The sequence below is a fragment of the Reyranella sp. genome, from assembly GCF_052439685.1.
Classification (GTDB): Bacteria; Pseudomonadota; Alphaproteobacteria; order Reyranellales; family Reyranellaceae; genus Reyranella.
Window position 1 is genome coordinate 111,547 of the sequence record NZ_JBQVQG010000013.1, and the last position, 26,649, is coordinate 138,195.

Consider the following 26,649-nt stretch of genomic DNA (forward strand, 5'->3'; position numbering starts at 1 on the left):
CATGCCGCTTGCTGCCCTCGGCAGAGTCGCGGACGAGGCAACGGATGACAGACTTCGCATTTCCCATCATCGATCTCGGGCCCTGGTTCGAAGGCGGGCCGTCCGGCCGCCGGGTAGTCGCGGACCGGGTCCGCATGGCCTGCGAATCCACCGGCTTCTTCGCCATCGTCGGACATCGTGTGCCCGGGGGAACGATCGAGGCGATGCGCTCGGTCTCGCGGGACTTCTTCGACCTGCCGGCGTCCCGGAAGATGGCGGTGGCCCGCCCGCGGCCCGAGCAGAACCGCGCCTATCACGCCGAGGGCACGGAGACCTTGGCGCGGCTGGCCGGCAACGAGACCCCGCCCGACTACAAGGAGGTGTTCGCCATCGGACCGCTCGACGTGCCGGCGGACGATCCCTGGTACCACGACGCACCCGGCGCTTATCCGAACTACGCTCCCAATCTCTGGCCCTCCGACGTGCCCGGTTTCGAGGCGGCCTGGCGGGCCTACTGGTCGGCGATGGAGGGCCTGCAGGATACGATCAGCCGGATCTTCGCCCTGTCGCTCGGCCTGCCGGAGGACTGGTTCACGGGTGCCCTCGCACGCCATTGCAGCATGCTGCGGGCGCTGAACTATCCGGCCCAACGCGAGCTGCCCCGACCGGGACAGCTGCGCGCCGGCGAGCATACCGATCTCGGCATGTTGACGATCCTCAAGAACGAAGCCGCAGACGGCGGGCTCGAAGTGCGCGATCTCGACGGCAAGTGGCACGAGGCGCCACCGGTCGAGGATGGATTCGTCGTCAATATCGGGGACCTGCTGATGCGCTGGTCGAACGATCGCTTCCGGTCGACCCTGCATCGCGTCGCCAATCCGCGGTCGGGCGGCGGCGCCCGGCGCCTGTCCATCGCCTACTTCGTGGCGCCGGCCTACGACGCGATGATCGAATGCCTGCCGGGTTGCGCCACGACGGACCGTCCGGCGAAATATCCGCCGGTGACCGTCGCGGCCTATCGCAACGCCCGCTTCGCCCGCACGGCGGCACCCATCATCACCGCCACCTGAGACGCACAAAGCCCTACTCCGCGCCGGACCCCTGGGTTAGCGTCGGCCTAACGCCGAAGAGCAACAAGGGAGGTTGCGTCATGGAATTGACGGACCAGCAGATCGAGCAGTTCGATCGCGACGGTTTCCTCGTGTTCCCCAACCTGTTCGACCGCAGCGAAGTCGCGGTGCTGCGCCGCGAGGTCGCCCGGCTCTCCGGGATCGACAGCGAGGAGGTCGTGCGCGAGCACACCGGCGGCGTTCGCACCATCTTCCGCGTCCACGAGGATGACGGCGCGACCCGTTCGAAGCCCTTCCACGCACTGATCCGCACGCCGCGCCTGTTGCGGCCGGTGCAGCAGGTGCTGAAGGACGACGGCGTCTACGTCTATCACACCAAGATCAACACCAAGCCGGCCATCGAAGGCACGGTCTGGCAGTGGCATCAGGACTATGGATCGTGGATGCGCGACGGTTGCCGGCGGCCCGACATGGCGACCTTCAACCTGATGATGACCGACACCACGGAGATGGGCGGCGCCCTCTACCTGATCCCCGGCAGCCACAAACTCGGCCGCATCGAACCCGTCTACGACGAATCGACCTCCTACAAGTTCTGGGCGATGCCGAAGCAGCGCATGATCGAAATCCTGAAGAGCTCGCCCGAGCCCGTGGCCGTCACCGGCCGGGCCGGTACCTGCGTGCTGTTCCATTGCAACGTGCTGCATGCCTCGGGGCACAATCTCTCGGCCGAGGATCGCTGGCACATCTACGTGTCGTGCAACACGGTGGCCAACAAACCGCAGCTCGGCGACAACCCGCGGCCGGACTGGGTCGTGTCGCGCAACTGGAATCCCCTTCCCCTCGAGGCGGACGACGGCATCCTGGAGGCGGCGTGAGTCCGATCCCGACGTCGCTGATCCTCCACCAGTACGACTTCTCGAATTTCGCCGAGAAGGCGCGCCTGATGATGGGCTTCAAGGGCCTGGCCTGGCGGGCCGTCGAGATCCCCCCGATCGAGCCCAAGCCCAAACTCACGCCGCTGACCGGGGGCTATCGTCGAACGCCCGTCCTTCAGGACGGTGCCGACGTCTGGTGCGACACCAAGCTGATCGCCCGCGAGCTGGAGCGGCGCGTGCCGCAGCCGGCCTTCTACCCTCCAAACACCTCAGGCACGGCCGACGCCATCGCCTGGTGGGCCGAGCAGCAGTTCATGCGGCCGACCGCGCTCTACGTCTCGGGCATCAACGCCGACCACATGCCCGAAGGACTGCACGCCGATCGCGCGAAACTGCACGGCTTGCCGATCCCCTCGATCGAGGCCGTGCGCAAGGCAGCCTTCCGCAACCTCCAGCTCGTGCGGCCCCAGGTGAAGTGGATCGCCGACATGCTGGCGGACGGACGGCCCTACCTGCTGGGCGATCAGCCCTGCATCGCCGACTTCGCCACCTATCACGTCGTCTGGTTCTTCCGCGGCCGTCACATCGATTGCCGCGAGGTGCTGAACGCCTATCCGCGCCTGCTCGCCTGGCGCGACCGCATGGAAGCGATCGGCCACGGGCACCGAACGAACATCGATGCCGACGAGGCCCTGGCGGAAGCCCGCGCCGCGACGCCGGCAACACCGCGCCCCTCGCAGCCACAGGAAGGCGATCCCCTCCCCGGTCAGCGCGCCCGCGTGCGTGCCGCAGACAATGCCAGGGACTGGATCGAGGGCGGGGTGCTTTTCATCGACGCCGACGAGATCGCGCTGCTCCACGAGAACGACGAGGTCGGCCAGGTCGCGGTGCATTTCCCGCGCCTGGGCTATGATTGGCGTAGCGCCTGACTCTCTTGTTCCCCTCCCCCTATCGGGGAAGAGGAGTTTGAGTAAAGCGCTCGATACCCAGTCCATCAATCGGGGTGTTGGTCGAGCCGGTCGCCACAAGTTCCGCCATCACCGCACCCGTCCCGGGACCCAGCTGGAAGCCGTGGGTCGAGAAGCCGAACTGGTGGAACACACCCTCCGAGGTCGAGCTGCGGCCGACCACGGGAATGCCGTCCGGCATGTAGGCCTCGATACCGGCCCAGGCGCGCACGATCGTGGCCTCGTGCATGGCCGGGAACAGCTCCCACACCGTACGCGCGCTGATCGCGAGCTTCTCCCAGTCGAGCACCGTCTCGTTGCTGTCGCGATAGGGCGTCGAGAGATGGCCGCCGCCGATCACCACGGTGCCGTTGTCGAGCTGCTTGAACGAGAGCTTGCGGCCGCGCAGGATCACCACCGGCTTGATGAAGGCCGGCAGGCGGCTGGTCACCATCAGCATCGGCGCCACGACGGCGAGCGGCACGGGCTCGCCTAGCATCGCGGCGATGCGGTCGGCCCAGGCACCGGCGGCGTTCACGATCTTCGGCGCTTCGAAAATGCCGGCGCTCGTCTCGACCCGCCAGTTGGCACCGCTCCTGGAGAGGCCGGTGACGGTCACGCCCTCGATCACCTCCGCTCCCTTCTCGACCGCGCGGCGGCGGAAGGCCTGGGTCGTGCGAAACGGATCGGCAGCCCCGTCGCGGCGCGAGACGACGCCGCCCGGGCAGCGATCGGACACCGCCGGCACCAGGCGCCGCAACTCGGCGGCATCGATCAGTTCCTCGTGCACGAAGCCACGCAGGTTGAGGTCGTCGACCCGCTCGCGGAAACCCGCCAGCTCGTCCTCGCTCTCGGCCACCAGCACGGTACCGTGGGCGCCGAAGCCGCAATCGTCGCCGACCAGCTCCTCGATCCGCTCCCAGATGTCCATCGACGAGATCGACAGCGGAATCTCGTGCAGGTCGCGCGCGAGCTGACGCACGCCGCCCGCATTCACGCCCGAGGCATGGCGGCCGGCATAGTCCTTCTCGATCAGGATCGGCTTCAGGCCGCGCAGCGCCAGATGAAGCGCCGTCGAGCAGCCGTGGATGCCGCCGCCGATGACCACCACATCGGCCGTGCGCGCCATGCTAGCGCTCCACGGCCTTGCGTTCGGCCTCGCTGATCGGCAGCGAGGCGAGTTCGGCCAGGGTGATCGGCTTCACCGGCGGGCGCAGGCGGTAGTAGCCGACCTCGTCGGGTGTCGTCTTGCGCTCGGCGGCGATCAGCTCCGTGACCGTGAGGCCGCACAGCCTGCCCTGGCAGGGGCCCATGCCGCAGCGCAGGAAGGCCTTCATCTGGTTGGGCCCCTCGCAGCCCATTTGCGCCGTCTCGCGGACCTGCCTGGCGGTGACCTCTTCGCACCGGCAGGCGATCGTATCGCCCGCGGGCAGGCGAAAGGCATCGGCCGGCCGATTGAGACAGTCGAGAAAGGCCCGTCCCATCTCCTCGCGCTGCAGCCTCTGGCGGATCGCCTGCGCGTCCGGCAACGTCGCGTCGGGTCGCAATGCGCGCACCGCGGCGATGGCGGCAATCCTCCCGCGTTCGGCGGCGGCGGTGCCGCCTGCGATCCCCGCCCCGTCGCCGGCCACGGCAATGCCGGGCACCGAGCTGCCAAAGTCGGCGTCGAGCACCGGCACGAAGCAGAGCTGGCGGTCGTTCCACAGATGCGCCACGCCTGCTGCGTTCGCGAGGTTGACGTTGGGCACAACGCCCTGGTGCAACAGCAACAGGTCGACCGGCAGGCGCCGCGTGCCGCCGGGACCGGAGAAGGCGACCTCGCGCACCCGGTCGGTGCCCACCGCTTCTATCGTATCGACGCGATGCACCGGCACCCTGGCGCGGACTTCGCGCAACAGCGCCAGTCCCTTGCCGAAGTACGGCGACAGCGCGAAGTCGGGCAGATGGGCAATCGCCTGCAGCCAGTTGCGGCGCGGCGTGGTGTCGAGGATTGCATCGATCGTGCCGCCCGCCCGCAGGGTCTGGGCCGCCAGCAGCCACAGCAGCGGCCCGCTGCCTGCCATGACGGTGCGGCCGTCCACGACGAGGCCCTGCGCCTTCAGTGCGGTCTGGGCCGCGCCCGCGGTCATGACGCCCGGCAGGGTCCAGCCGGGAATCGGGAACGGTCGCTCCTGCGAGCCGGTGGCGATGATGACCCGGCCGGCCTCGATCACGCGCGCCTTGCCGCCGATCGAGACACCGACCAGCCGCTGCCGGTCGAGGCTCCACACCGTCGCGCCGTTGACGATCACCGCGCCGCTCGCCTTGGCCTCGTCGGCCAGGGCGGCGCCGTCCCAGTAATCCTGGCCCAGGATCGCACGGTTGGTGACCGGCGTGGAGCCGATGGCGCGATAGATCTGGCCGCCGACGCCGGGGTTCTCGTCGAACAGCACCGTCGACACGCCGGCCCGCGCGGCCAGCGCGGCCGCCGCGAGACCAGCCGGCCCGCCGCCGATGACGACGAGTTCGCACGAGGAGGCGAGATCCGCCGCCGCAATCATCGTCCGGCCTCCCGGCGGCCGAGCTGGGTCTCGACCTTCATGCCGTCTCGCACCGGGATCAGGCAGCCCTGCCGGCTGCCGACACCATCGACGGTCACCAGGCAGTCGAAGCACACGCCCATCAGGCAATAGGGCGCGCGCGGCGCCCCGGTGACGGGCGTGGTCCGGCAATGGTCGATGCCGGCGGCGAGCAGCGCCGCCGCGACCGTGTCGCCGGCGCGGGCGTTCACTGTCTTTCCGTCGACGGTGATCGCGATGGCGGGGCCCTTATCAGCCAGCCGCTTGAACATGGAACCTCCGGGCACTGAAAGGGGCGACGAGCGAGGCGTCGAGCGCGCCGCGCGCGATCATCGGCGCGATGGTGAGGGCGTGGTTGGCCGCCAGAGTCACGCCGGAATGGCAGCAGACGGTGAAGGCGCCGGGATGGGTCTGCGACTCGTCGTAGATCGGGAAACCGTCCTGGGTCATGACGCGGATGGCGCTCCAGGTGCGCACCACGTTCACGTTGGCCAGCAGCGGGAACTGGCGCACCGCGCGTTCGGCCTCGGTCGCGCTGACGCCGATCGTGAGGCCGCTGGGGTCCACGCTCTCTTCCTTGGAATCGCCGATCATCACCGTACCTTCGTCGGTCTGGCGCAGGGTGACGACGGGATGATTGAGGAAGGGTCGCAGCCGTTCGGTGACGACGATCTGGCCGCGCTCCGGCTTCATCGGACAGTCAAGACCGACCATCGGCGCGAGGCGCATGTTGGCGTTACCCGCGGCCAGCGCCACCTTGGCAGCGCGGACCTCGCCCTGCGTCGTGGTGAGCCGGAACTCCCCGCCCTCGCGCACGATGTTCTCGACCCTGTGGCTCGGCCGGTAGGCGACACCCCGGGCATTGAGCGCGGCATGCAGGGTGCGGAACAGGCGCAGCGAATTCACATGGCCGTCGAGTTCGCAGAAGCTGCCGCCCACGACCTCCGGCCCGATGTCGGGCAGCATCGCCTTGACCTGGTCGTGGGTGAGGATCTGGGTCTTGTAGTCGACGATACCGGGCTGGTTGTGCAGGCGCTTCAGCACGTTGGCGCGCGCCTCCAGCTCCTTCTCCGACAGGCACAGATGAAATCCACCGGGCCGCTGGAACGAGACGTCGAGGCCGGTCTCCTGCTTTAGGAGATCCGAGAAGCCGCGCCAGGCGTTGGACGAGCGGATGGTCCAGCCGGCATAGGGGGCGAGGCCGAGCCCCTTGCTCTGCACCCAGACCAGCGCGAAGTTGCCGCGGCTCGCGCGCACCGCGCGGTCGCCCTCGTCGAGGATGACGACGCGGCAGCCCTCGCGCGACAGGCCCCAGGCCGTGGCGACGCCGACCAGCCCGCCGCCCACGACCGCGACGTCGAATTCGTCACCGGCCCTTGCTTCAGCGGCCATGCCCGGCGCTCCTTCCAATGAGCAGGCGTTCTAATCCGAAGGCACGATCGAGCACCAGCAGCGCCGCGACGGTGATGGCGATCACACAGGCCGACACCGAGGTCACCAGCGGATCGATATTGTCCTGGATGTAGAGGAACATGCGGACCGGCAGCGTCTCCGTGCCCGGTGCCGCGATGAACACCGTCATCGTCACCTCGTCGAACGAATTGATGAAAGCCAGCGCCCAGCCGCTCACCAGTCCCGGCAGGACCAGCGGCAGGGTGATGCGCCGCAGGACCACGCTCTCGCTGGCGCCGAGCGACACGGCGGCATGCTCGATCGAGCGGTCGAGGCCGAACGCCGAGGCGAGCGTCAGCCTGAGCGCGAAGGGCAGCACGACCACGATATGCGAAAGCACGAGTCCGGCGAAGGTGCCGCCCAGGCCGATCTGGGTGAAGAAGCGCAGGAAGGCGATGCCGAGCACGAGATGCGGGATCATCAGCGGCGACATGAACAGCGCCGTCATCGCCTCCCGGCCGCGGAAGCGATAGCGCGCGATGGCCAGCGCTGCGGGCACGGAGATCCCCACCGCGATCGCCGAGGAGATCGCGCCCAGCCACAGGCTGCGCCAGAAGGCCGAGATGAACTCCGGGTACTGCGCGATGGCGTAGAACCAGCGCAGCGACCAGCGGTCGGTGGGAAACGACAGATAGCCTTCGGGCGTGAAGGCCACGAAACAGACGACCAGGATGGGCGCCAGCATGAAGGCCACGAACAGCGTGTGATAGGCGAGCGCCAGTGGGCCATTGCGGCTCATGCGAAGACCTGCGCGTAGCGGCGCTCGACCAGCCGATTGGCGCCCCACACGATGGCGACCAGCGCAAGCAGCAGCAGCACCGCCACGGCGGCACCCAGCGGCCAGTTGAGCGTATTCAGGAACTCGTCATAGGCAAGCGTCGAGGCGACCTTGAGCCGCCTCCCGCCGATGATCGCCGGGGTGGCGAAGGCGCTGGCGGCCAGCGCGAACACGATCACCGCGCCCGACAGGATGCCCGGCATCACCTGCGGCCGCACGATGCGGCGCAGTACGGTGAAGGGCCCCGCCCCCAGCGCCACCGCCGCGTTCTCGATCTGCGGGTCGAGCCGCTGCAGCGAGGCCCAGACGGCCAGCACCATGTAGGGCATCAGCACATGTGCCAGCGCGACCACGATTCCGGTCTCGGTGAACATGAAGGGCAGCGGCGCCGAAATCAGGCCCATGCCCATCAGCGCCTTGTTCACCAGACCGGAATTGCCGCCGAACAGCAGTGCCCAACCGAGTGTGCGCGCCACGACGGAGATGAGGAGCGGGCCCAGGATCACCAGCAGGAAAATCCCGCGCCATGGGCTGCGCATGCGGTTCAGGATGTAGGCTTCGGGCGCGCCGAACACCGCGGCCAGCAAGGTCACGAAGAAGGCGATGCGGAAGGTGCGCGCGAACATCTCGTGGAAGTAGGAATCGCCCAGCACTTCCTGCCAGTTCTTCAGGATGAAGACGGGCTCGATGCCCTTGTACTGCCCCCAGTCGTGGAAGGAGAGCAGCACCGTCATGGCGAGCGGCACGATCACCACGCCGGCGAACAGGACCAGCGCCGGCACGCAGAGGAGATAGGGCACCGCCTTCACGCGCGCCCTTCCCAGGCGAGATGCACGGCATCGCCCTCACCCGGCATCGCCTCGCCGCTGTTCTGGCGGATCACCGTCACGAGGCCGGATGCGGTGTCGATCTGGTAGAGCCAGTGATTGCCCTGGAAGATGCGCGTCTTCACCGTGCCGGCAAGGCCTGAGACGGCGAAGGAGATTCGTTCGGGCCGCACGCTGGCGCCGTCCACCAGATTGGTCTTGCCGAGGAAGTTGGCGACGAAGGGCGTAGCCGGCCGCTCATAGGCCTCGTGCGGCGGGCCGATCTGCTCGGCCCTGCCCTGGTTCATCACCACGATGCGGTCCGACAGCGCCATCGCCTCGGCCTGGTCGTGCGTCACCAGGATCGTCGTCGTGCCGACCGTGCGCTGGATCTGGCGCAGCTCGATCTGCATGCCTTCGCGCAGCTTGGCGTCGAGGTTGGACAGCGGCTCGTCGAGCAGCAGGACCTGCGGGCGGATCACCAGCGCCCGCGCCAAGGCCACCCTCTGCTGCTGGCCGCCCGACATCTGGCGCGGAAAGCGCGACGCGAAGGCGCCGAGCCCCACCAGTTCCAGCGTCTCAGCCACCCGCGTCTTGCGCTCGGCCGCAGCGACGCCCTGCATTTCGAGGCCGAAGCCCACGTTCTCCACCACGGTCATGTGGGGGAACAGCGCATAGCTCTGGAAGACGATGCCGAGACCGCGCTTCGCCGGCTTGATCGCCAGCAGGTCCTTGCCGGCCAGCCGGATCGCCCCGGAGGTCGGTTCGACGAAACCGGCGATCATCTGCAACGTCGTGGTCTTGCCGCAACCCGAGGGCCCGAGCAACGCCACGAACTCGCCCTTCTCGACGCTGAGCGTCAGCCCGTCGACGGCGTTGTGCGTGCCGAACGACTTGGTGAGATTGTCGAGTTCGAGGAACGCCATCTAGTCCGCACCGTGCGAGACGATGCGCGCCGCCGTGTCGCGATGCAGCCGATAGAAGGCGTCCTGCGGCTGGTCCATGTCGAGGATCTCGGCCTCCGGTACGCGCAGGAAGAGGCCGCGCAGGACGCGCCCGATGCCGCCGTGGGCGAACACGGCAACCGGACGCTCCATCGCCAGCGCGGCGATATCGTCGAGCGCTGCCCGGGCGCGCGCGGCGGCCACGATGTAATTCTCCCCGCCCGGTGGCTCGTACCGCCAACGATCGAGCCGCCGCGCCGCCATCGCACCGGGCCAGCGCGCCTCGATCTCCGGTCCGGTCAGCCCGTCCCATTCGCCCCAGCTCATCTCCCGCAGGCGATCGTCGAACGACCCGTCGTGATGCGTCAGGCCAGCCTCTTCTGCGGCGAGAGCCAGCGTCTCGCGAACGCGGCCGAGCGGGCTCGCCCGAACCACGACGTCCGCAGGCGCGTGACCGGCCTGCCGCAGCTCATGCGCCAGCGCGCGCCCCATGGCGCGCGCCTGCGCCCGTCCCGTCTCGGTCAGCGGCGAGTCGAGAAAGCCCTGAGCCCGCTTCTCGGCATTCCAGACGGTCTCGCCATGGCGAAACACATAGACGGGATGATGCACGACCGGTCTTTCAGGCGATCAGCGTTCGACCTCGCGGTTCCAGCGCTTGGTCCAGTCGTCGCGCGAGGCGTTGATGGCGTCCCAGTCCGGCGCGATGATCAGCTTCGCGCGCTCGCCGACCGGCGCCATCTTGAGTTCCGGCATATTGACGTCGACCTTGGTGTTGACCGGCCCGTTGCCCATCTGCTTGGCCATGCCGGTCTGCACCGGAGCCGATACCAGCAGCTTGATCATCTCGTGAGCCAGCGGATTGACCGAAGCCTTGGCGACCGGGCAGGCCGAGGCGAGCAGGATGGGCGCGCCCTCCTTGGGGTAGATGAAGTCGACGGGGAAGCCGGTGTTGGCGAAGGCCTGCACGCGGCCGGTGCCCCACACGGCAATGTTGGCCTGACCCGACTGGAAGAGTTCGGTCATCTTGCCCGGCGAAGGCTCGTACACCAAAACGTTGGGATTGATGTCGGCCTTCATCACCTTGAAGCCCGGCTCGATGTTCTTCTCGCCGCCGCCGTTCATGCGGGCGAACATCATGAGCGTGTAGAGGCCGTAGGTGTTGTTGATCGGCGGGATCACCAGCTGCTTCTTGAACTTCGGGTCCTTGAGGTCGTTCCACGAGGTCGGGATCGGCCAGCCCTTTTCCTTGAAGACCTTGGTGTTGATCATGAAGCCGGTGCCGGTCTGGCCGACCGCGACGGCCTTGTCGTCCTTGAACAGGGCGGCCGGATAGAGCTCGCTCTTGTCGAGGCCCTGGATCGGCGCGCAGAAGCCGAGCTGGATCGCCTGGTACATCACGCCGTCGTCCATGATGGCGACGTCGATCACCTGGTTGCCCTTCTGGGCCTGCAGCTTGGCCAGCGTGTCGGTGGAGTTGCCGGCGACGTATTCGACCTTCACACCGTGCTTCTTCTCGAACTCGGGGAAGACCTCCTTGCGCAGGTGGCTGTCCCAGACGCCGCCATAGGCCGCGACGGTGAGCGTCTTCTGTTGCGCTTCCGCGGGCAGCGCGCCCGCCAGTAGAGCCAGAGCGGCGATTGCGCCGAAGCCTGCCAAACGGGCCATTGCCCCCTCCGTTCGTGAGTTCCCCGGCATCAGTGTTTGATATCGAGCCGCGCGGCGTCAAATCCATTTTGTCGTCAAGGTCTATGCCGGAATGTTATGAACGGCCATGCGCAGCCTGAATCCGCGCCAGATCGAGGCCTTCCGCGCCGTGGTACTGACCGGCGGCGTCAGCATGGCCGCGAACCTGATCAACGTCACCCAACCCGCCGTCAGCCGCATGATCCGCGATCTCCAGCAGCAGCTCGGCCTCACCCTCTTCGAACGCCGCGGCACGGGGCTGGTCCCCACCAGCGAGGCGCTGTCCCTTTATGCCGAGGTCGAGCGCGCTTTCGTCGGACTGGAACGCATCGCCCAGATGGCCACCGAGCTGCGCACGCGGCGGGCCGGCTTCCTGCGCATCGCCGCCCTCCCCGCGCTGGCCAACGGCTTCCTGCCGCGTTTCGCGGGAAGCTATCTGGCCGAGCGTCCCAAACTCGATCTCGTCCTTTCGGGTCTGGTCTCGCACGCCGTCGTCACGTCCGTTGCCCAGGGCCAGAGCGATCTCGGCTTTGCCGAAGGCTCGATCGAGCACGCGGCGGTGCGGCTCGAACGCATGCCGCCGGCCCCCTACATGGCGGTGCTGCCGCAGGGCCATCCGCTCGCCCGCAAGAAACGGCTCCGGCCGGCCGACTTCGAGGGCGAGAGCTTCATTTCGCTGGGGCACTCCTCTCTGTCGCGTTTCCGCATCGACCGAGTTTTCGCCGATCACGGCGTGAGGCGCGTCATGCGCATCGAGACGCCACTGTCGGAAATCGCCTGCTCGCTCGCCGGCTCCGGCGCCGGTGTGACGCTGTGCGATCCCTTCACCGCGACCGAGTACGCGACCCGCGGCGTCGTCGTGCGGCCCTTCGAGCCGCGTATCCATTTCGAATTCGCCGCCCTTCACGCCGCGCAAAGCACGCTGCCTCCGGTGGCGCGCGACTTCATCGACAGCTTCCGTGCCCACATCACCGCCTTCCTGCGCACCCTGCCCCGGCGCTGACTATCCCGTCGCGGCGTCTGCCGGCCGAAGAGGCAGGAGGAAGGTGAGTTCGTGCTTGTTCTGGTGAAGGTGCAGGACGCTTGCCCCGGGGATCGCGGCGAAAGCCTCGGCCGTCTCGTGATCGGTCTCGCCCTGGAACTTGATGGTGCAGACGAAGTTCCGCACCAGGCCGGTCGCCCGCCAGCGCTCCACCAGACGCAACAGGCGCGCCGGATAGCAGATGACGTCGGAGAACAGCCAGTCGACCGGGCCGACGTTGGCCGGATCGAGTCCGAACGCGCTTTCGCCGCGCCATTCGACGCCCGGCATCGCCGCCACTTTGGGATCGAGCGGCGCCTTGTCGACCGCGACGACGTTGGCCCCGAGGCGCGCCAGCACCCAGGTCCAGCCGCCCGGGCAGGCCCCGAGATCGAGGCAGCGTTCGCCCGGCTGCGGCCAGCGACGCAGCCGCACCAGCGCCTCCCAGAGCTTCAGATAGGCGCGGCTCGGCGGCCCGACCTTGTCCTCGACGAGTTCGACGGCACCGTTGGGAAACGGCGAACTGCACAAGGCGGCCGCCAGCATCCGGTCCGGCGCGAGCAAGGTCCACGATCCCAGCGGCGCGGTCGGTGCAGCGGCGGGAAAGACCACGGGCTTGGCCGAGACATGCGGCAGCCGCTCCTGAATGAGAGCGGCACGACGATGATGGACCGGCGCGTACATCGCCCAGTTGCGCTGGATGTCGCGCAGGGCTTTTGCCGCCGTGCCGATCGAGCTGACCGGCAGCTCGACGCACTCTCGCCAGACGTTGGCGGCCCACGCGGCCGGATGCGCCGGCGCATCGGACAGGAGCAGGAGGCCATGGTCGGCCCGCACCGCGACGCCGGCCCGTCCGAGTTCCTCGCGCAGCTGGCTCTCGAATCCGTCGGCTGCAAGATAGGCCGTGGTCACGCGATCGTTCGGCATTGGAGATTGAACATAATCAATCTCACTGTAACAGGCCGGCCATGGAAAATCCGGCAAACCTCATGCTAGCGTTACGCAATAACGAGGGAGATAGTCTCATGTTCACCAAACGCTTCCTGATCGCCGCGATGCTCGCCGGATCGATCGCCGCCACCGGCGTGACCACCGGCGCCGCTTATGCGCAGGGACAGCCGATCGTCGGCATCTCGACAGTGGTCACCTATTCGATCGACGCGACCATCAGCGCCATCGATCCGGCCAAGCGCAGCGTGACCTTGACCGGTCCGGCCGGCCGCTCCGTGACCTCGAACGTCGGCCCCGGCGTCAAGATGGACACCAGCAAGGTCGGTGATCGCGTTTCGGTGGCGTTCGAGGAAAAGCTGAGCTTCGTGCTGTCCGGCCCGAATACGGCGACTCCGGGCGGCCGCAACGTCAACGTCACCGCCGCCGCCACGACCGGCACTCGCGCCGCCGGCGTCATGGCCGACCAGACCGTCGCCAACTGGTGGGTCACAGGCGTCAACACCACGGCCAACACCATCTCGCTCGTGAATCCCAATGGCGGTGAGGTCAAGACCTACAGCGTCGTCGCCCCCGAAGGCCGCGCCCAGCTGCCGCGGGTCAAGACCGGCGACAAGCTGACCGCCATCGACACGCAGGTGCTGGTCGTCTCGATCACGCCGAAGAAGTAGCAACCCGACGGCGCGGCGGTGCTGGCACGGTCGGCCAGCACCGCTCGCCTCACCAGACTCAACCGCCGCGGCGGCCGAGATTTCCCCGCATCGAGCCAGCGGTGGCGCGCAGCTCTAGCGTGACGGCGCCGGCAGCTGCCTTGCCGGTCGCGGTGAAGCCGCCCACCGAACAGTCCTGACCTTCGTACAGGCGCCCGCCGCCGGAGATGTCACCGTTCGGCGCCACCGTGAGCGAGAGCGAGGAAGTGCCACAGCCCGGCTGCGTCAGCCGTCCGATCAGCAGGCTGCCGGCGATGCTGACCTCGGCCGTCACGACGCCGGATGCCTGGCCGAAGCCGCTGCTGGTCATGCCGCCGCCATACACGCCGTCATAGGCGCCCGCCTGCCTTGCAGGCGGTGACGAAGACCCCGACGGCGTCGACGGACGCGCGGCCGGCGAGGCCGGCGCCTCACGCAACAGTGCCGGAACCTGCGCTGCCGTCAGATAGCCGGTCGCCGCATGGCCCTTGGCCTTCTGCCATGCCGCGATCATCTCGCGCGAGCGCTGACCGAATGCGCCGTCTGAGCCGCGCGTGTCATACCCGAGCGCGGTGAGGATCACCTGGATACGCTGGCGATCGGCCGAGATGAGTTTGAGCGCCTCCTCCCCTTCGCGCGCGGCCTCGACGGGATCGGCCTGGCTCTCGGGAACGCCAGCGGCCGCGACCGGCGCGCTTTCGCTCGCCTGCAGCGCCTGCCGGGGTGGCTGCGTCAGGAAATAGGCCCCGCCCGCCAGCGCCAGCAGCATGGCGACGGCGCCCATCAACAAAGGCTTTGCGCGGGATCGCGCCTTGGGCCCGACGGCAAGCACCGACGGTTCGCTCGGCGGCGTCGGGGGTGTCGGCGGGGTTGGTGGTGTCGGTGGCGTGGGCGGCACCACCGGCTGAGGCATGATCAGCGTCGCATTTGCGTCGGCCATCGAGCCGCCCAGCATCGCACGCCAGGTGGCGATCGAGTGCGGTCGCTCTTCGAAACGTACGGCGAGGCCCGCATCGATGCCGGCGAGCAGCGCCGGCGGATAACCTACGAGTTGCTGTGCCGCCAGAGGCTGATAGGTGTCGTCGAGGAGGCGGTCGAAGGCGCTGGGCGGGGGCTTGCCGATGATGGCGTGATGCAGCGTGGCCGCCAGCCCGTAGATGTCGGTCCATGGTCCCTGCTTGCCGGTCGCAAACTGTTCGGGAGCGGCATAGCCCGGCGTGAAGATCGCGGTCATGGTCGAGGACCGCCCGGCGATGGCCAGTCGCGCCGCACCGAAATCGATCAGGGTCGGGAGCCCCGCTTCGCTGAGCAGGATATTGCCGGGCTTGATGTCGCGATGCAGGAAGCCGGTTTCGTGAACCTTCTGCAGCCCCTCGAGCAGCGGCGGCAGGAACGTGTCGACGGCCTGCGGCGACAGCGGCCCCGACGCCTTGACCCGCTCTTCGAGAGTGCCGCCGCGCACCAGTTCCATCACCATATAGGAGGTGCCGTTGGTCTCGACGAAGTCGAAGACCTTCACGATGGCCGGGGCGTCATGCAGGCTGGCGACGGTGCGGCCTTCGGCGACGAAGCGCTCGCGTCCCCATGAAAAGTCTTCCGCCACTTCGGTGGAGCGAGGCAGGACCGACGCACCATCCTGGCGGATGGCAAGGGCGGGGGGCAGATACTCTTTGAGAGCGACCTCGCGATCGAGCTGGGTGTCACGTACACGATAGGTGATCCCGAAGCCGCCCTGGCCCAACACTTCAAGAACCTCGTAGCGGCCGACGATGCGCCCTGGCGCCAGCGCGACATAGTCGACGACGGCGTCCGCTGCCGCCGCCCCCATGGGTTCGGCAGGCTTCTCGCCCGTATCATCCTTGGTCTGCATGTTACTCCTGCCCCGCATTGCAACGTCCGGGGAACACGGGCGTTCCTCGGGACGCGCCGATGATCTGCGGCGCAAGCGAGGTTCTTCGATGGCATCGGCATTCAAGGCTTCAGACGAGGGCTCGCGCCCTCTGGCCGATGAAGCGGAAATACGCGTGGCCACGGCGGGAACCTGGGTGGGACTCGCTGCCGGCATTCTCGTCGTCGCCGCCGGCTTCGTGTGGACGATCCTGTAGCGAGACCCCCTCCCGGCGGGCTAACCTCCGGACAACACGGAGGAAATTCATGGCGAAGTTCGGCATTGGTCAGTCGGTCCGCCGCGTCGAGGATCCGCGTCTCCTCACCGGCGGTGGTCGCTACACGGACGACACCAAACTCTCGGCACCAGCTGCGCGGGCGTATGTGCTGCGTTCGCCGCACGCGCACGCCGACATCAAGGGGATCGACACCACGGCGGCGAAGAAGGCGCCCGGCGTCCTCCTGGTGCTCACTGGCGCGGACGTGAAGGCTGCGGGCTACGGCGATCTGCCTTGTCTCGTGCCCGTGACCAACCGGGACGGTACCCCTCGCGGCGAGACGCCCCGTCCCATGCTGGCGCAGGACCGAGTCCGCCATGTCGGCGATCCGGTGGCGCTGGTCGTCGCCGAGACGCTCGAGCAGGCGAAGGACGCCGCCGAGCTGATCGAGATCGACTACGAGGCCCGCCCCCATACCGTCGGCACGCTGGACTCGGCCAAGCCCGGTGCGCCCCTGGTCCACGATCACATTGCCGGCAACATCGTCTTCGACTGGGAGATGGGCGACCGCGCGCGCACCGAAGCGGCCTTCGCCAAGGCCGACCGCGTCGTGAAGCTGGAGATCGTGAACAATCGCCTGGTCGTGAACTCGATGGAGCCGCGGGGCGCGATCTGCGAATACGATCCCACCGACGACCGCTCGACCCTGTGGGTCTCCTCGCAGGGCGTCAGCGTCATCCGCCCGGTGGTCGCCGACATGATCCTGAAGATCGGCCAGCCCAAGCTGCGCGTGCGCACCGGCGACGTCGGCGGCGGCTTCGGCATGAAGATCTTCGTGCACCCGGAATATCCGCTGGTCGTATGGGCCAGCCGCGAGTTGAAGCGCACGGTGAAGTGGATTCCCGACCGCCAGGAAGCTTTCCTGTCAGACGTGCAGGGCCGCGACCATGTCTCGCTGGCCGAGATGGCGCTCGACAAGGATTGCAAGTTCCTCGGCCTGCGGGTCACGACCCATGCGGCACTCGGCGCCTATCTCAGCCATTTCGGCGCCTTCATCCCGACCATGGCCGGCAGTGGCATGCTGGCCGGCCTCTACCAGACGCCCGCGATCTACGTGAACGTGAAGGGCGTGATGACCAACACCGTGCCGACCGATGCCTATCGCGGCGCCGGCCGGCCCGAGGCGGCCTATCTGCTTGAGCGCTTCGTCGACCATATCGGTCGCGAGACCGGGCTGGGCCCTGCCGAGATTCGCAAGCGCAACCTCGTGAAGCCCAACCAGATCCCGTGGAATACGGCGCTCGGCGACACGTTCGATTCCGGCGACTTCGACACGGTCATGCTGAAGGGCATGGAGAAGGCCGACTGGAAGGGCTTCCCGGCCCGTCGCGCGGCCTCGCTGGCCAAGGGCAAGTGGCGCGGCATCGGCATGGCCACCTATGTCGAGAAGTGCTCGGGCGGGGCGCCGGAGAGCGCCATCGCCAAGTTCAACGACGACGACACGATCACCGTTTTCGTCGGCGTGCAGACCAACGGTCAGGGCCACGAGACCGCTTTTACGCAGATCATGTCGGCGCGCCTCGGTGTCGATGCCGACCGTATCCGCATCGTGCAGGGCGATTCGGATTTCACGCCCGAAGGCATGACCGGCGGCAGCCGCTCGATCCCGGTGGCGGGCGCCGCCGTTCTCGGCGTCAGCGACAACATCATCGAGAAGGGCAAGCTGGTCGCCGCCTCGGCGATGGAAGCGGCGGTGGGCGACATCGAATATGCCGACGCCACCTTCCGCATCGTCGGTACCGACCGGACGATGAGCCTGTTCGACGTGGCCCGCGCCGCGCGCGATCCCAGGCACGTACCGGAAGGCGGCAAGCCGGGCCTCGACGACGCCTTCACACGCACGCCGCAGGCCGCGACCTTCCCCAACGGGTGCCATATCTGCGAACTCGAGGTGGATCCCGACACCGGCACGCTGGAGATCCTGAACTATTCGATCATGGACGACTTCGGCACAGCGCTGAACCCGCTGCTGCTGCAGGGGCAGGTCCATGGCGGCGTCGGCCAGGGCGTCGGCCAGGCGCTGACCGAGAAGACGATCTACGACCCCGACTCGGGCCAGCTCATGAGCGGTTCGTTCATGGACTATGCCCTGCCGCGCGCCGACGTCGTGCCGCACGTGAACTTCGACATGCACAACAGCCTGTGCACGACCAACCCTCTGGGCGTGAAGGGCGCGGGCGAGGCCGGCGCCATCGGTGCGCCGCCCTCCGTCATCAACGCGATCGTCGATGCGATCCATCCGCACACCGGCCTGAATCACATCGACATGCCGGTCACGGCATCGTCCTTGTGGGCAGCCATCGACGGCCACAAAACCAGCAAAGCAGCGTAGTGAGCATGACCGAGAGCAAGAACGACCCCACCCTCGCCACCGCCCTCGCCGATTCGGTGAAGGCGATCGACGCCGATTACAGCGAAGAGATGCGCGAACTGCGCGCTCTCTTCGAAGAGGCGCGTCTCGAGGCGGAGAAAGACGAGCCGAGCGACGTGAAGCTCAAGGCTCTGCTCAACGATGCCAACGAGATGGCCCGCACCTTTGCAACGCTCGACCCCGCCTGGGGAGCGGTGCAGCGCGTGGCACGGATGTTCGGGATACTCTGAGTAGCGTCAGTTCGAAGCGTTGCGGCGGCGTTCGAGCGCGCGCCGGATGGTCCGCGTAACCTTCTCGTCGAGATAGAAAGCGCGCTCGCTTCGATAGCTTTCGTAGCGGGCGATTTCGATCGCACCCACGGCGGCGGCCAGACGGTCGGCGTCGATCTTGCGCTCGAAGGCGCAGTGAATCGCCGGACCACATTCATCTTCCACCGTGCGGACGGAATAGTGTCCGTGCGGCGGAAAGGTAACGATGAAATCGTGCAGGGCCCGCGCGGTTTCGACGATCGGCTGACCGCCATCATCCGCTTGGCCCAAGACAAGATAGGGACTTATGTCCTCCAAGGTCGTGCTGTCGCTCATGCCGGCTCAACGATAGGTGCAGTGCAATAGTTGCATCCGCCTCGGAGTCGCCTGGCAAAGGCAACCTTTCCAGCCGAACGGCGTTCGAACTTTCAGCACGGACTGAGCCGCGGATGTACCGGTGAGTTCGTAAGGCCCGCCCGACACCGTCGGAGCGGGTCTTTTGCAGTGCTCCGGCGACAATCCGCACGACATCCTTTATGTGGTGGCACTGCTTCAGCGCGGAGTCTTGCTTGTCGCCTTTGCTCTTCCGGTCAAATCTCGCAGGGTTGCTCCTCCTTCTGACGGCCTTCCCCGCCGCCGCCCAGGAGACCGTCACGGTCGGTGGCGAGAAGAAGCGGGGGGTCGGAACGCCGACAGCCTTCCGGAATGGCGATACGGCTTGCTATGTCACTCTGAAGGACGACCGCGGTGCCACCTTTGACGAGCTTGCGGATTTCGATCTCTGCGCCAGGGAGAAATCGCTCAAGGGCAAGCGCCTGGCGCTGACCTACAAGACCGCGCGCGTCATGGCGGCTTCGTGCCAAGGCAATCCCGACTGCAAGAAGAGCGAGACCGTCGTTCTGATCGCGTCCGCCAAGCCTGCGCCGCTCAACGGGCCGGCACTTGCTGCTCCGACGCCAGCCCGGACCGCACAGGCCTCCTTCTGTACGCCGACCGAGGTGATCGTGTTTTCGTGCCGCACCAGCCCGATCAAGCTCGTGTCGGTCTGCGCCTCAAGGGACGCATCTGCCAGCAAGGGTTACCTGCAATACCGGACCGGCAAGCCCGATTCGGGCGAGCCGCTGGACCTCACACTCCCGGCAGCCCAGTTGCCACCACCGCAGGCGGCGAGCGGCGAATCGGTTCCTTTTTCCGGCGGCGGGGCCGCATGGCTGCGCGTCGCGGCAAAGAACAACGTCGCTTTCGTCGTCTATACCGGCATCGGGAAGTGGGGACCGCGAGGCGAGATCCAGGAGAAGGCCGGCGTCGCCGTCGAGCGCGATGGCAAGTCGGTCGCCAACCTCAACTGCACCGGCAAGCCGATCAGCCTGCTCGGTCCGGACTGGTTCGACAAGGCCGGCATCACGGCCAAGGGCCAGGATTTCGACCTTCCCGACTGAAGAGAGTTGTAATGTCGCGCCCATTCGAGATTTTCGCTGCCGCCCTCGCGCTCTTACTGTCCTCGGTGGCTGGCGCCCGGGCGCAGGAACCGTGGCGCGCCTACGAGGGGCACGATTCCATCGAGATCCCGTTCGCGAACGGCCCGATCTCGCTGCATCACGTCCCGACGATCTGGCTCGGGCTGAACGGCGCCCGGCCGCGCTGGTTCGGCATGGACACCGGCTCGACCGGCATCGTGGTCTCCGCTGAGCATTTCATTCCCGGCCCCGGCGATGTGGCGCAGGGACCCGGCCGGCTCGTCTACAACAGCAGCGGTCGCGTGCTGAGCGGCGAGCACTGGATGACGGACGTCGTCATCCGCCGCGACGAGCACACGCCGGTCGCCACGGCGCGCGTGCAGGTGCTGCGCGTCGACCGGATCACCTGCCTGGAGCATGCGCGGGACTGCCGACCCGAATCCGAACCGCGCAACGTTTCGTTCATGGGCATTGGCTTCGATCGCGGTTCGGCGCAGGCCACCGCCGACCACAACTCGCCGAAGAACCCGTTCGTGAGCCTCGTCTCGCTGGCCTCCGGGCGTCCCGCGAGTTCGGTGCGGGCGGGCTATGTGATTACGCGCGCCGGCGTCCATCTCGGCATGACACCCGCCCTCACCCGCCACATGGCCTTCGTCAAGTTGACGCCCAAGGCGCATGCTGCAGGCGTTCCGGACTGGAACGGCGCGCCGATGACCGTGTCGGTCGATGGAGTCGCCGGCCGTGGCACGATGCTGATGGATACCGGCATCAACTACATGTTCCTCTCGCCGCCGGCTGGCACGCGCCTCGAACACGGGCGCCGCGCCCCAGAAGACACGCGCATCGAGCTCTTCATGCCGGATCGCCAGCGCCCTCAGCCCGCGTTCTACGAATTCCGGGTCGGTCGGCGCGGCAATCCGCTCCATCCCGAACGGGTCGAAGTGGTGCGCGACGCCACAGTCTTCGTGAACACCGGGCGCATGTTCCTGGAGGGGTTCGACTATCTCTACGACGCCGCCGGTGGCTACGTGGGCTTCGGCTGGAACGGACGGGTCAGCCACGAATATGGCGGCGTGACTCCCGGGACCTTCAGCGCGCCTTAGCAGGCCGTCGAGAACGTCGAATTCGGGCGCATAAACGAAATAAACGCAATAAACGAAACAAACGAAGCGGGTGTCGCACCTTCTGGAATCCTGGGTGGTGGCGACCGGACGCATCAATGTTACGCGCCAGTGGCCCGTCAGGAAATTTTGCGCCCATGTCGGGAGGGGACGGCCGGCTTCGTCCTTGGGACAGAATCACCTTTCGACCGGAGCCGAAAATGAAGACCGCCCCCGCCAACGACCGCGAGCTCGTCATCTCACGCCTGATCGACGCCCCGCGCGAAAAAGTCTATCGCTGCTGGACCGAACCGGCGTTGCTGAAGCAGTGGTTCGCGCCCAAGCCCTATGAGACTCCCATCGCGGAGCTCGACGTGCGGCCGGGCGGCTCCAGCCTGATCGTCATGCGCGGGCCCGACGGTCAGGACATGCCCAACCGCGGTGTCTACCTGGAAGTCGTGCCCAATGAGCGCCTGGTTGCCACCGATGCCTTCACCGAGGCCTGGCAGCCTTCGGCAAAGCCGTTCATGACAATCGTCCTCACGTTCGAAGAGCAGGAGAGCAGGACGCTTTATACCGCGCGCGTCCGCCACTGGACGGTCGAGGACCGCGACGCCCACGAGAAGATGGGCTTCCATGCCGGATGGGGCCTCTGCACCGACCAGCTCGCGGCGCTGGCGGCAACCCTCTGACCGGCCCGCAACGCAAACGTCCTCCCGGGGTTGAGTCGCAAAGCCCCTGGAGGATCGCATGCTCAGGAACACCCTCATTGCCATTGCCGCCTGCAGCGTGATCGCCGGTACGGTTCACGCACAGACAAATGGTCCGGGATCGAGTGCTGGCGGCTCGTCGACGTCACCGGCGCCGGCCGGGACCTCGCCGACCGTGCCGCCACCGCCGACGTCACCCCCGCCGGCGGGCACCCGTACGCCCGTAACGCCGATGCCCACGACGCCTGGCGCACCGAGCGCCGGACAGCCCGGCGTCGGCTCGGATACCAGCCGCCAGGCCCCTCCCGCGGGGACCCGCTGACGGCCTACAGCACGCTCGCGAGCACCGCCTCGCGAAGGACGCGCAGGGATGGAACCCATTGGTCCGTCACGTCGTAGTTGCCTGCCGTCACCGCCACCACGAGGTCGATGCCGGGGAAGACCCAGAGGCGCTGGCCGCCATTGCCGTAAGCGCCCTGATAATGCTCCAGGCGATTGCGGTTCCAGCGCGGGCCGGAGGGCACGCTGAACGCCATATCTCCCATGTACCACTGGTAGCCATAGCGACGGACCTCGTCGCAGCTCACGTAGGGACGCGTGGCGGCCGCCATCCATTCCCCGGAGACGATCCGCCTTCCGCCGATCTCACCACCCCGTAGCACCAGCTCCCCGATCCTCAGGAGATCGCGCGGCCGCAGGCGCAGGCCGGATGCCGCAAACTCCTCACCTTGGGCGTCGGTGAGCCATTCGCTCGCGCCCACGCCCAACGGATCGAAGAGCGCCTCGCGCGCGAAAGCATGCAGGCTCCGCCCTGTTCCCAGCGCGATCATCCGGCCAAGGAGGGCCGTGGCACCACCGCTGTAAACCCAGCGCGTCCCGGGCTCGGAGACGACGGGGCGGCCGAGCACGTACCGATAGCGATCGGGCGCGCGATCCATCTCGATCTCGCTGTTGGTCGGGTCGGTGTAGGGAACGCCCAACTCGTCCCAGTCGGTGCCCATGGTCATGGTGAGGGCATGGTGGACCGTCCATCTGGCGCGGGTGGGGTCGGTTGCCAGGTCTCCATGGGCGGGGAATGCGTCGAGAAGCGGGGCGTCCGGCGGCGGTACCTTCCCCTGCTCCAAAGCGATGCCATAGAGCAGACCGACGATGCTCTTGGAGACGGAGCGCAGATCGTGCAGCGTGTCCGGACCGAAAGCGACGTGGCCGAGCGTCTGGCCGCGCTGCCAGTCGGTCCCCTCGAAGTAGCGCTCCAGGATCAGCTTTCCGCCCCGCGCGACCAGGACGCCGTGCACGTTCCAGGCGCGCTTGTCGGAGATCAGGGCGTTGAGCCTCGAGGACAGATCCGGCGCGAAGCCGGCCAACGCCGGGGACTGCCTCCCCCAGGCTGCGAACTGAGCGGACGAGTTCAACGGCGCCATGAGCATTGCTCCCAGCAAGGCAAAAAACGGGCGGCGATCGGGGCGACCGGCGTCACCGCGAAGGACGCTAACACACCTCGGCAGCTGGGCAGGCGCCCCGCAACCTGAAGGACCCGCCGCCCCGTCGGCAACCTTTTGCTCCCAATTCGTTGATTCGGAGCGACCAGGGAGAAAGTCGATGCGCTATCAAGTCCTGCCGGCCACGACCGCAGACGTGGCTTATGTGGCGACGCTCCTGGAGGATCAGCCCGGCGCCTCGGACTGGCCCGAAAAGGAGCCCGGCCGGCGGCTGGTGGAAACCGTGGCTTTCAGCGCCCAGATCTGGGCCGCGCGGCGCCTCAGCGATGGAGCAACGACGGCCCTCTGGGGCGTGACCCCTCGCTTGGACAATCCGGACGTCGGCTATCTGTGGATGATGTCCCTCGCCGCCTTTGATGGCGAGTCCAGGGAATTCTCGATGCTGTGCCGTCTCGTTTTCGGCGAGATGCTCGATCAGTTCCCGCGCCTCGAGCAGCATATCGATGCGCGTGAAGACCGGACGCTCGAACTTCTCCGCGGCCTTGGATTCAGGATCGAACCAGCCGAGCGCGAACTCGGTTCGGCGACGGCGTTCCATCATGTATGGCTGGAATCCGAATTGTTCGGCCACCTGTCCAACGGCGCCGGTGCAACACCAGTGCTGGTCAACTAGCCATCGATTGAAAAAGAGAAAGCCCCTTGAAAAAGAGAAAGCCCCGCCGCCATTTCAGGCGCGGGGCTAGCGTCCGCCGACCGGTCACCATTACATCCGTGGCTCACCCCGGCGGTGTTCGCGATCAATCTGACCGCTGGAACGAATTGCATATGGGGTGTGTTGGACGGACTTCAAGAGCGTTAACGCCAGGAACTTCCCGTAAGTCTCATTTTTGATTTGCGAACGGATTGCAGGTCCGACTAACGTCCGCTCAAGTGGTGGCTTGAGGGTCTCTGGTAATGGCGGGTGATCGAACGGCAGCGATGATGTCCGCCACACCAGAGATCGGGATGGTGGTCGTGCAGCCGACGGCCTTCTGCAATATCGCCTGCACCTACTGCTATCTTCCGGATCGTTCGAACAAGCACGTCATCGCGCAGTCCACGGTGAACCGGCTCTTCGAGCAGATTTTTGCGTCAGGCTGGGCCTGCGGCGAGATCACGGTGATCTGGCACGCGGGGGAGCCGTTGGTGGTGCCCGTCTCCTTCTACCGTGAGGCCTTCGCGACGATCGAACGGATGCGGCCCGCATCGGTGCAGGTGAAGCATTCGTTTCAGACCAACGGCACGCTGATAGACGAGCCCTGGTGCGACCTCTTCAAGGAGTGGCAGGTCGGCGTCGGCGTCAGTCTCGACGGCCCGCGCGAATTGCACGACCTCCATCGCAAGAGCCGCAGCGGCAAGGGAACATTCGACAAGACGGTCGCCGGCATCCGTTGCCTGCGTGACAACGCCGTGGACTTTCACGTGATCTCGGTGCTGTCGCACACCAGCCTCGACCAACCCGAAGAGCTGCTCGACTTCTACCTTTCCGAGGGCATCGACCAGATCTGCTTCAATGTCGAAGAGTCCGAAGGCGATCACGTTTCGAGCCTGTTTCACGGTCCCGAACTCCGCAAGCGCTATGCCGCGTTCCTGCGGCGCTTCTGGCACCTCGCCCGACAGAGCGGCCGCGTCCGCTTCGTGCGCGAGATCGATCTCGCCCTGCCGCGCATGTTCCGCCCCGAGGGCGTGCCGGCCCGCAACATCCAGGTCGAGCCGCTGGCGATGCTGAACGTCGACAGTCACGGCAACGTGTCGAGCTTCTCCCCCGAGCTGCTTGGTCTGAAGAATGCCGACTACGGCGACTATCTTCTGGGCAACATCAATTTCCAGACCCTCCCGGAGATCCGCGACACCTGCCTGGCCTCGCCGCTCTATCGCGATATCACCGCGGGCGTGCAGGCATGCCGCGGCTCCTGCGAATACTTCTCCGTGTGCGGCGGCGGCGCCCCGGTCAACAAGCTGTTCGAAAACGGCAGCTTCATGGGCACCGAGACCTCTTACTGCACACTGACGCAGATGGTCCCGACGGATCTCGTTCTCGAAGCCTATGAGCGGCTCTCGCGCAGTGAGACCCCGGCCGCCCTTTCGCTTTCGTCCGTTCCGAGTGGCGACGCGGCCGCTCAGCTGCCGAGGATGCCATGACCCGCAAGAAGCTCTTCACCCTTGCCTCCCTGGTCGCCGCCGGCGCGATGCTGGGTGGCCTCGCCGCCCAGGCGCAGCAACAGGCGCCGCAGGCGGCCCCCTCGACCCCCAAGGATGCCGGCCCGCCTCCGGGCGGTGGCGCTCCCGGTCCCGAAGGTACCCGCCCCTTCCCGGTCATGTTCGTGACCAGCGTCGAGCTGATCCGCTCCACCCGTGACGGCGGCATGGACATCGTCCGCGCCCGCGGCCTCGTCAGCTCCAACGCCTGGGGCGAGCCCCATCTCCTGCCGATCACCCGCGGCGAAGGCATCGACGGCATGCTCGACCTCATCTTCCAGGCCAGCGCCCCCACCGACATGGCCCCGCTCGGCCCCTTCATGCAGGTCGAGGCGATCCTGCCGATCGCCCATGGCCATCCCTACAAGGGCATCCGCGTCCGCTCGGGCTACAACGCCGTCTCGCTCAAGACCCTCCCGGGCGTCGCCGAGGCCGCTCCGCCCAAGGAAGATTGCGCCAAGTGCCTGGGCAAGTATTTCCAGGCGAAGGGCGCCGCCGCCCCCGCAGGCCAGGCCGCCGGCAATGTCGTGAAGGAAGAAGACCTGCCCTATCCGCTCCGCATCATCCGCCCGACCGACGGAATACCCAGCTACGAGTACGAGCCCAACCGCCTCACCCTCGTCATCTCCGAAGCCGGACAGATCGTCGACGCCGCTTGGGACTGAGGGGACATAAAGCCTTTGATGCAGGCGTTCATCTAAGTTTCGATTGCCAATTTCCAGGGGTTTGCGCAGGCTGCAGCCCGATTGAGGGAGAACGAGATGTCACAGGATCGACGTACACTTCGCACGCTGGCACAGCTCCTGCCGTCGGGCGCGCTAGGTCTTTCGGTCAGCCTCGCGGCGGCCGATGCCTCGGCTACGGCCGTCGCGGCTCCCGAAGAGCCCAACAAGCCTTCGGTGGCCGACCGCCTGCAGTCGATCCGCACCGACGTCTCCAGCGCAATCGAGCAGTATCGCAAGGACGGTGAGCCCTTCGTGGCCGTTGATCGCGAGCAGACGCTCGCCTGGTGGGGCAATGGCTGGCACCGGGGCTGGGGCTGGCGCAACGGCGGATGGGGCAACGGTTGGCACAATGGCGGCTGGGGCAACGGCTGGCACAATGGCTGGGGGAACGGCTGGCACAACTGGTGAGCCGTGCCGCTTGAGGCAAGCGGTTCCACCGTCAG

The 26,649-nt window shown here is 67.2% G+C and carries 29 protein-coding genes; 16 read left to right on the forward strand and 13 right to left on the reverse strand.

Going from position 1 to position 26,649, the window contains the following annotated elements; translation table 11 throughout:
• Positions 1-44 precede the first annotated feature (44 nt).
• The 3 genes from ACT6UX_RS17745 to ACT6UX_RS17755 all read left to right on the forward strand — a co-directional run bounded on the left by ACT6UX_RS17745 (position 45) and on the right by ACT6UX_RS17755 (position 2,856).
• Positions 45-1,049, forward strand: coding sequence for an isopenicillin N synthase family dioxygenase (locus tag ACT6UX_RS17745; protein ID WP_444776473.1), 1,005 nt, complete (start codon positions 45-47; stop codon positions 1,047-1,049).
• An 80-nt stretch (positions 1,050-1,129) separates the two neighbouring features.
• The gene (locus ACT6UX_RS17750; RefSeq protein ID WP_444776474.1) at positions 1,130-1,927 is read left to right on the forward strand and encodes a phytanoyl-CoA dioxygenase family protein; all 798 of its coding nucleotides are present in this window, start codon (positions 1,130-1,132) and stop codon (positions 1,925-1,927) included.
• Positions 1,924-2,856, forward strand: coding sequence for a glutathione S-transferase family protein (locus ACT6UX_RS17755; protein ID WP_444776475.1), 933 nt, complete (start codon positions 1,924-1,926; stop codon positions 2,854-2,856). Before ACT6UX_RS17750 ends, ACT6UX_RS17755 begins: the two co-directional genes overlap by 4 nt.
• A gap of 19 nt (positions 2,857-2,875) precedes the next feature.
• On the opposite strand, the gene ACT6UX_RS17760 is transcribed toward ACT6UX_RS17755, so the two are convergent.
• Genes ACT6UX_RS17760 through ACT6UX_RS17800 form a run of 9 tightly spaced genes read right to left on the reverse strand, consistent with a single transcriptional unit; the run spans position 2,876 to position 11,077 of the window.
• Positions 2,876-4,003, reverse strand: coding sequence for an NAD(P)/FAD-dependent oxidoreductase (locus ACT6UX_RS17760; protein WP_444776476.1), 1,128 nt, complete (start codon positions 4,001-4,003; stop codon positions 2,876-2,878).
• 1 nt (position 4,004) lies between these two features.
• Positions 4,005-5,411, reverse strand: coding sequence for an FAD/NAD(P)-dependent oxidoreductase (locus ACT6UX_RS17765; protein WP_444776515.1), 1,407 nt, complete (start codon positions 5,409-5,411; stop codon positions 4,005-4,007).
• Positions 5,411-5,704 (reverse strand): (2Fe-2S)-binding protein, encoded by a 294-nt coding sequence (locus ACT6UX_RS17770; RefSeq protein WP_444776477.1) that lies wholly within the window; start codon positions 5,702-5,704, stop codon positions 5,411-5,413. Before ACT6UX_RS17770 ends, ACT6UX_RS17765 begins: the two co-directional genes overlap by 1 nt.
• Positions 5,685-6,824 (reverse strand): NAD(P)/FAD-dependent oxidoreductase, encoded by a 1,140-nt coding sequence (locus ACT6UX_RS17775; protein ID WP_444776478.1) that lies wholly within the window; start codon positions 6,822-6,824, stop codon positions 5,685-5,687. The genes ACT6UX_RS17770 and ACT6UX_RS17775 overlap by 20 nt, the downstream gene beginning before the upstream one ends.
• A complete protein-coding gene (locus ACT6UX_RS17780; protein WP_444776479.1) occupies positions 6,814-7,623 on the reverse strand; it encodes an ABC transporter permease in 810 nt (269 codons plus the stop codon). Before ACT6UX_RS17780 ends, ACT6UX_RS17775 begins: the two co-directional genes overlap by 11 nt.
• Complete coding sequence (locus tag ACT6UX_RS17785) at positions 7,620-8,471, reverse strand: ABC transporter permease (RefSeq protein ID WP_444776480.1); 852 nt, start codon at positions 8,469-8,471, stop codon at positions 7,620-7,622. Before ACT6UX_RS17785 ends, ACT6UX_RS17780 begins: the two co-directional genes overlap by 4 nt.
• Complete coding sequence (locus ACT6UX_RS17790) at positions 8,468-9,394, reverse strand: ABC transporter ATP-binding protein (protein WP_444776481.1); 927 nt, start codon at positions 9,392-9,394, stop codon at positions 8,468-8,470. Before ACT6UX_RS17790 ends, ACT6UX_RS17785 begins: the two co-directional genes overlap by 4 nt.
• Positions 9,395-10,021 (reverse strand): histidine phosphatase family protein, encoded by a 627-nt coding sequence (locus ACT6UX_RS17795; RefSeq protein ID WP_444776482.1) that lies wholly within the window; start codon positions 10,019-10,021, stop codon positions 9,395-9,397.
• 18 nt (positions 10,022-10,039) lie between these two features.
• Positions 10,040-11,077: an ABC transporter substrate-binding protein gene (locus ACT6UX_RS17800; protein WP_444776483.1), complete on the reverse strand. Its 1,038-nt coding sequence runs from the start codon at positions 11,075-11,077 to the stop codon at positions 10,040-10,042.
• A 106-nt stretch (positions 11,078-11,183) separates the two neighbouring features.
• On the opposite strand from ACT6UX_RS17800, the gene ACT6UX_RS17805 reads away from it, so the two are divergent.
• Positions 11,184-12,098, forward strand: coding sequence for a LysR substrate-binding domain-containing protein (locus ACT6UX_RS17805; RefSeq protein WP_444776484.1), 915 nt, complete (start codon positions 11,184-11,186; stop codon positions 12,096-12,098).
• Here the strand turns inward: ACT6UX_RS17805 and ACT6UX_RS17810 are convergent, their stop codons facing one another.
• Positions 12,099-13,043, reverse strand: coding sequence for an SAM-dependent methyltransferase (locus ACT6UX_RS17810; protein WP_444776485.1), 945 nt, complete (start codon positions 13,041-13,043; stop codon positions 12,099-12,101).
• 98 nt (positions 13,044-13,141) lie between these two features.
• Between ACT6UX_RS17810 and ACT6UX_RS17815 the strand changes: the two genes are divergently transcribed.
• Complete coding sequence (locus ACT6UX_RS17815) at positions 13,142-13,735, forward strand: hypothetical protein (RefSeq protein ID WP_444776486.1); 594 nt, start codon at positions 13,142-13,144, stop codon at positions 13,733-13,735.
• Positions 13,736-13,793: 58 nt separating this feature from the next.
• Here ACT6UX_RS17815 and ACT6UX_RS17820 read toward each other — a convergent pair whose 3' ends face one another.
• Positions 13,794-15,623 carry a serine/threonine protein kinase gene (locus ACT6UX_RS17820; RefSeq protein WP_444776487.1) on the reverse strand — a complete coding sequence of 610 codons (1,830 nt, stop codon included), beginning with the start codon at positions 15,621-15,623 and terminating at the stop codon, positions 13,794-13,796.
• A gap of 88 nt (positions 15,624-15,711) precedes the next feature.
• On the opposite strand from ACT6UX_RS17820, the gene ACT6UX_RS17825 reads away from it, so the two are divergent.
• The 3 genes from ACT6UX_RS17825 to ACT6UX_RS17835 are packed head-to-tail and all read left to right on the forward strand — an operon-like array spanning position 15,712 to position 18,519.
• Positions 15,712-15,858, forward strand: a complete 147-nt coding sequence (locus tag ACT6UX_RS17825; protein WP_444776488.1) for a hypothetical protein — start codon at positions 15,712-15,714, stop codon at positions 15,856-15,858.
• A 49-nt stretch (positions 15,859-15,907) separates the two neighbouring features.
• Entirely contained in the window at positions 15,908-18,250 is a 2,343-nt protein-coding gene (locus tag ACT6UX_RS17830; RefSeq protein ID WP_444776489.1) for a xanthine dehydrogenase family protein molybdopterin-binding subunit, read from the forward strand.
• A gap of 5 nt (positions 18,251-18,255) precedes the next feature.
• Positions 18,256-18,519, forward strand: a complete 264-nt coding sequence (locus tag ACT6UX_RS17835; protein ID WP_444776490.1) for a hypothetical protein — start codon at positions 18,256-18,258, stop codon at positions 18,517-18,519.
• 6 nt (positions 18,520-18,525) lie between these two features.
• On the opposite strand, the gene ACT6UX_RS17840 is transcribed toward ACT6UX_RS17835, so the two are convergent.
• Entirely contained in the window at positions 18,526-18,873 is a 348-nt protein-coding gene (locus ACT6UX_RS17840; protein ID WP_444776491.1) for a hypothetical protein, read from the reverse strand.
• A gap of 233 nt (positions 18,874-19,106) precedes the next feature.
• Between ACT6UX_RS17840 and ACT6UX_RS17845 the strand changes: the two genes are divergently transcribed.
• From ACT6UX_RS17845 to ACT6UX_RS17860, 4 genes are all read left to right on the forward strand, one after another.
• Positions 19,107-19,976: a hypothetical protein gene (locus tag ACT6UX_RS17845; protein ID WP_444776492.1), complete on the forward strand. Its 870-nt coding sequence runs from the start codon at positions 19,107-19,109 to the stop codon at positions 19,974-19,976.
• Positions 19,977-19,987: 11 nt separating this feature from the next.
• Complete coding sequence (locus tag ACT6UX_RS17850) at positions 19,988-21,097, forward strand: hypothetical protein (protein ID WP_444776493.1); 1,110 nt, start codon at positions 19,988-19,990, stop codon at positions 21,095-21,097.
• 218 nt (positions 21,098-21,315) lie between these two features.
• Entirely contained in the window at positions 21,316-21,786 is a 471-nt protein-coding gene (locus ACT6UX_RS17855; protein WP_444776494.1) for an SRPBCC family protein, read from the forward strand.
• 58 nt (positions 21,787-21,844) lie between these two features.
• On the forward strand, positions 21,845-22,126 hold the full coding sequence (locus ACT6UX_RS17860; RefSeq protein ID WP_444776495.1) for a hypothetical protein: 282 nt from the start codon (positions 21,845-21,847) through the stop codon (positions 22,124-22,126).
• Positions 22,127-22,130: 4 nt separating this feature from the next.
• Here the strand turns inward: ACT6UX_RS17860 and ACT6UX_RS17865 are convergent, their stop codons facing one another.
• Complete coding sequence (locus tag ACT6UX_RS17865; protein WP_444776496.1) at positions 22,131-23,225, reverse strand: serine hydrolase domain-containing protein; 1,095 nt, start codon at positions 23,223-23,225, stop codon at positions 22,131-22,133.
• A gap of 223 nt (positions 23,226-23,448) precedes the next feature.
• On the opposite strand from ACT6UX_RS17865, the gene ACT6UX_RS17870 reads away from it, so the two are divergent.
• The 4 genes from ACT6UX_RS17870 (at position 23,449) to grrA (ending at position 26,614) form a co-directional block, all read left to right on the forward strand.
• Entirely contained in the window at positions 23,449-23,916 is a 468-nt protein-coding gene (locus ACT6UX_RS17870) for a hypothetical protein (RefSeq protein ID WP_444776497.1), read from the forward strand.
• A gap of 308 nt (positions 23,917-24,224) precedes the next feature.
• Entirely contained in the window at positions 24,225-25,424 is a 1,200-nt protein-coding gene (gene grrM, locus ACT6UX_RS17875) for a cyclophane-forming radical SAM/SPASM peptide maturase GrrM/OscB (RefSeq protein WP_444776498.1), read from the forward strand.
• Positions 25,421-26,146 (forward strand): hypothetical protein, encoded by a 726-nt coding sequence (locus ACT6UX_RS17880; protein ID WP_444776499.1) that lies wholly within the window; start codon positions 25,421-25,423, stop codon positions 26,144-26,146. Before grrM ends, ACT6UX_RS17880 begins: the two co-directional genes overlap by 4 nt.
• Positions 26,147-26,242: 96 nt before the next feature.
• Positions 26,243-26,614, forward strand: coding sequence for a GrrA/OscA1 family cyclophane-containing rSAM-modified RiPP (grrA, locus tag ACT6UX_RS17885; protein WP_444776500.1), 372 nt, complete (start codon positions 26,243-26,245; stop codon positions 26,612-26,614).
• Positions 26,615-26,649: the final 35 nt, after the last annotated feature.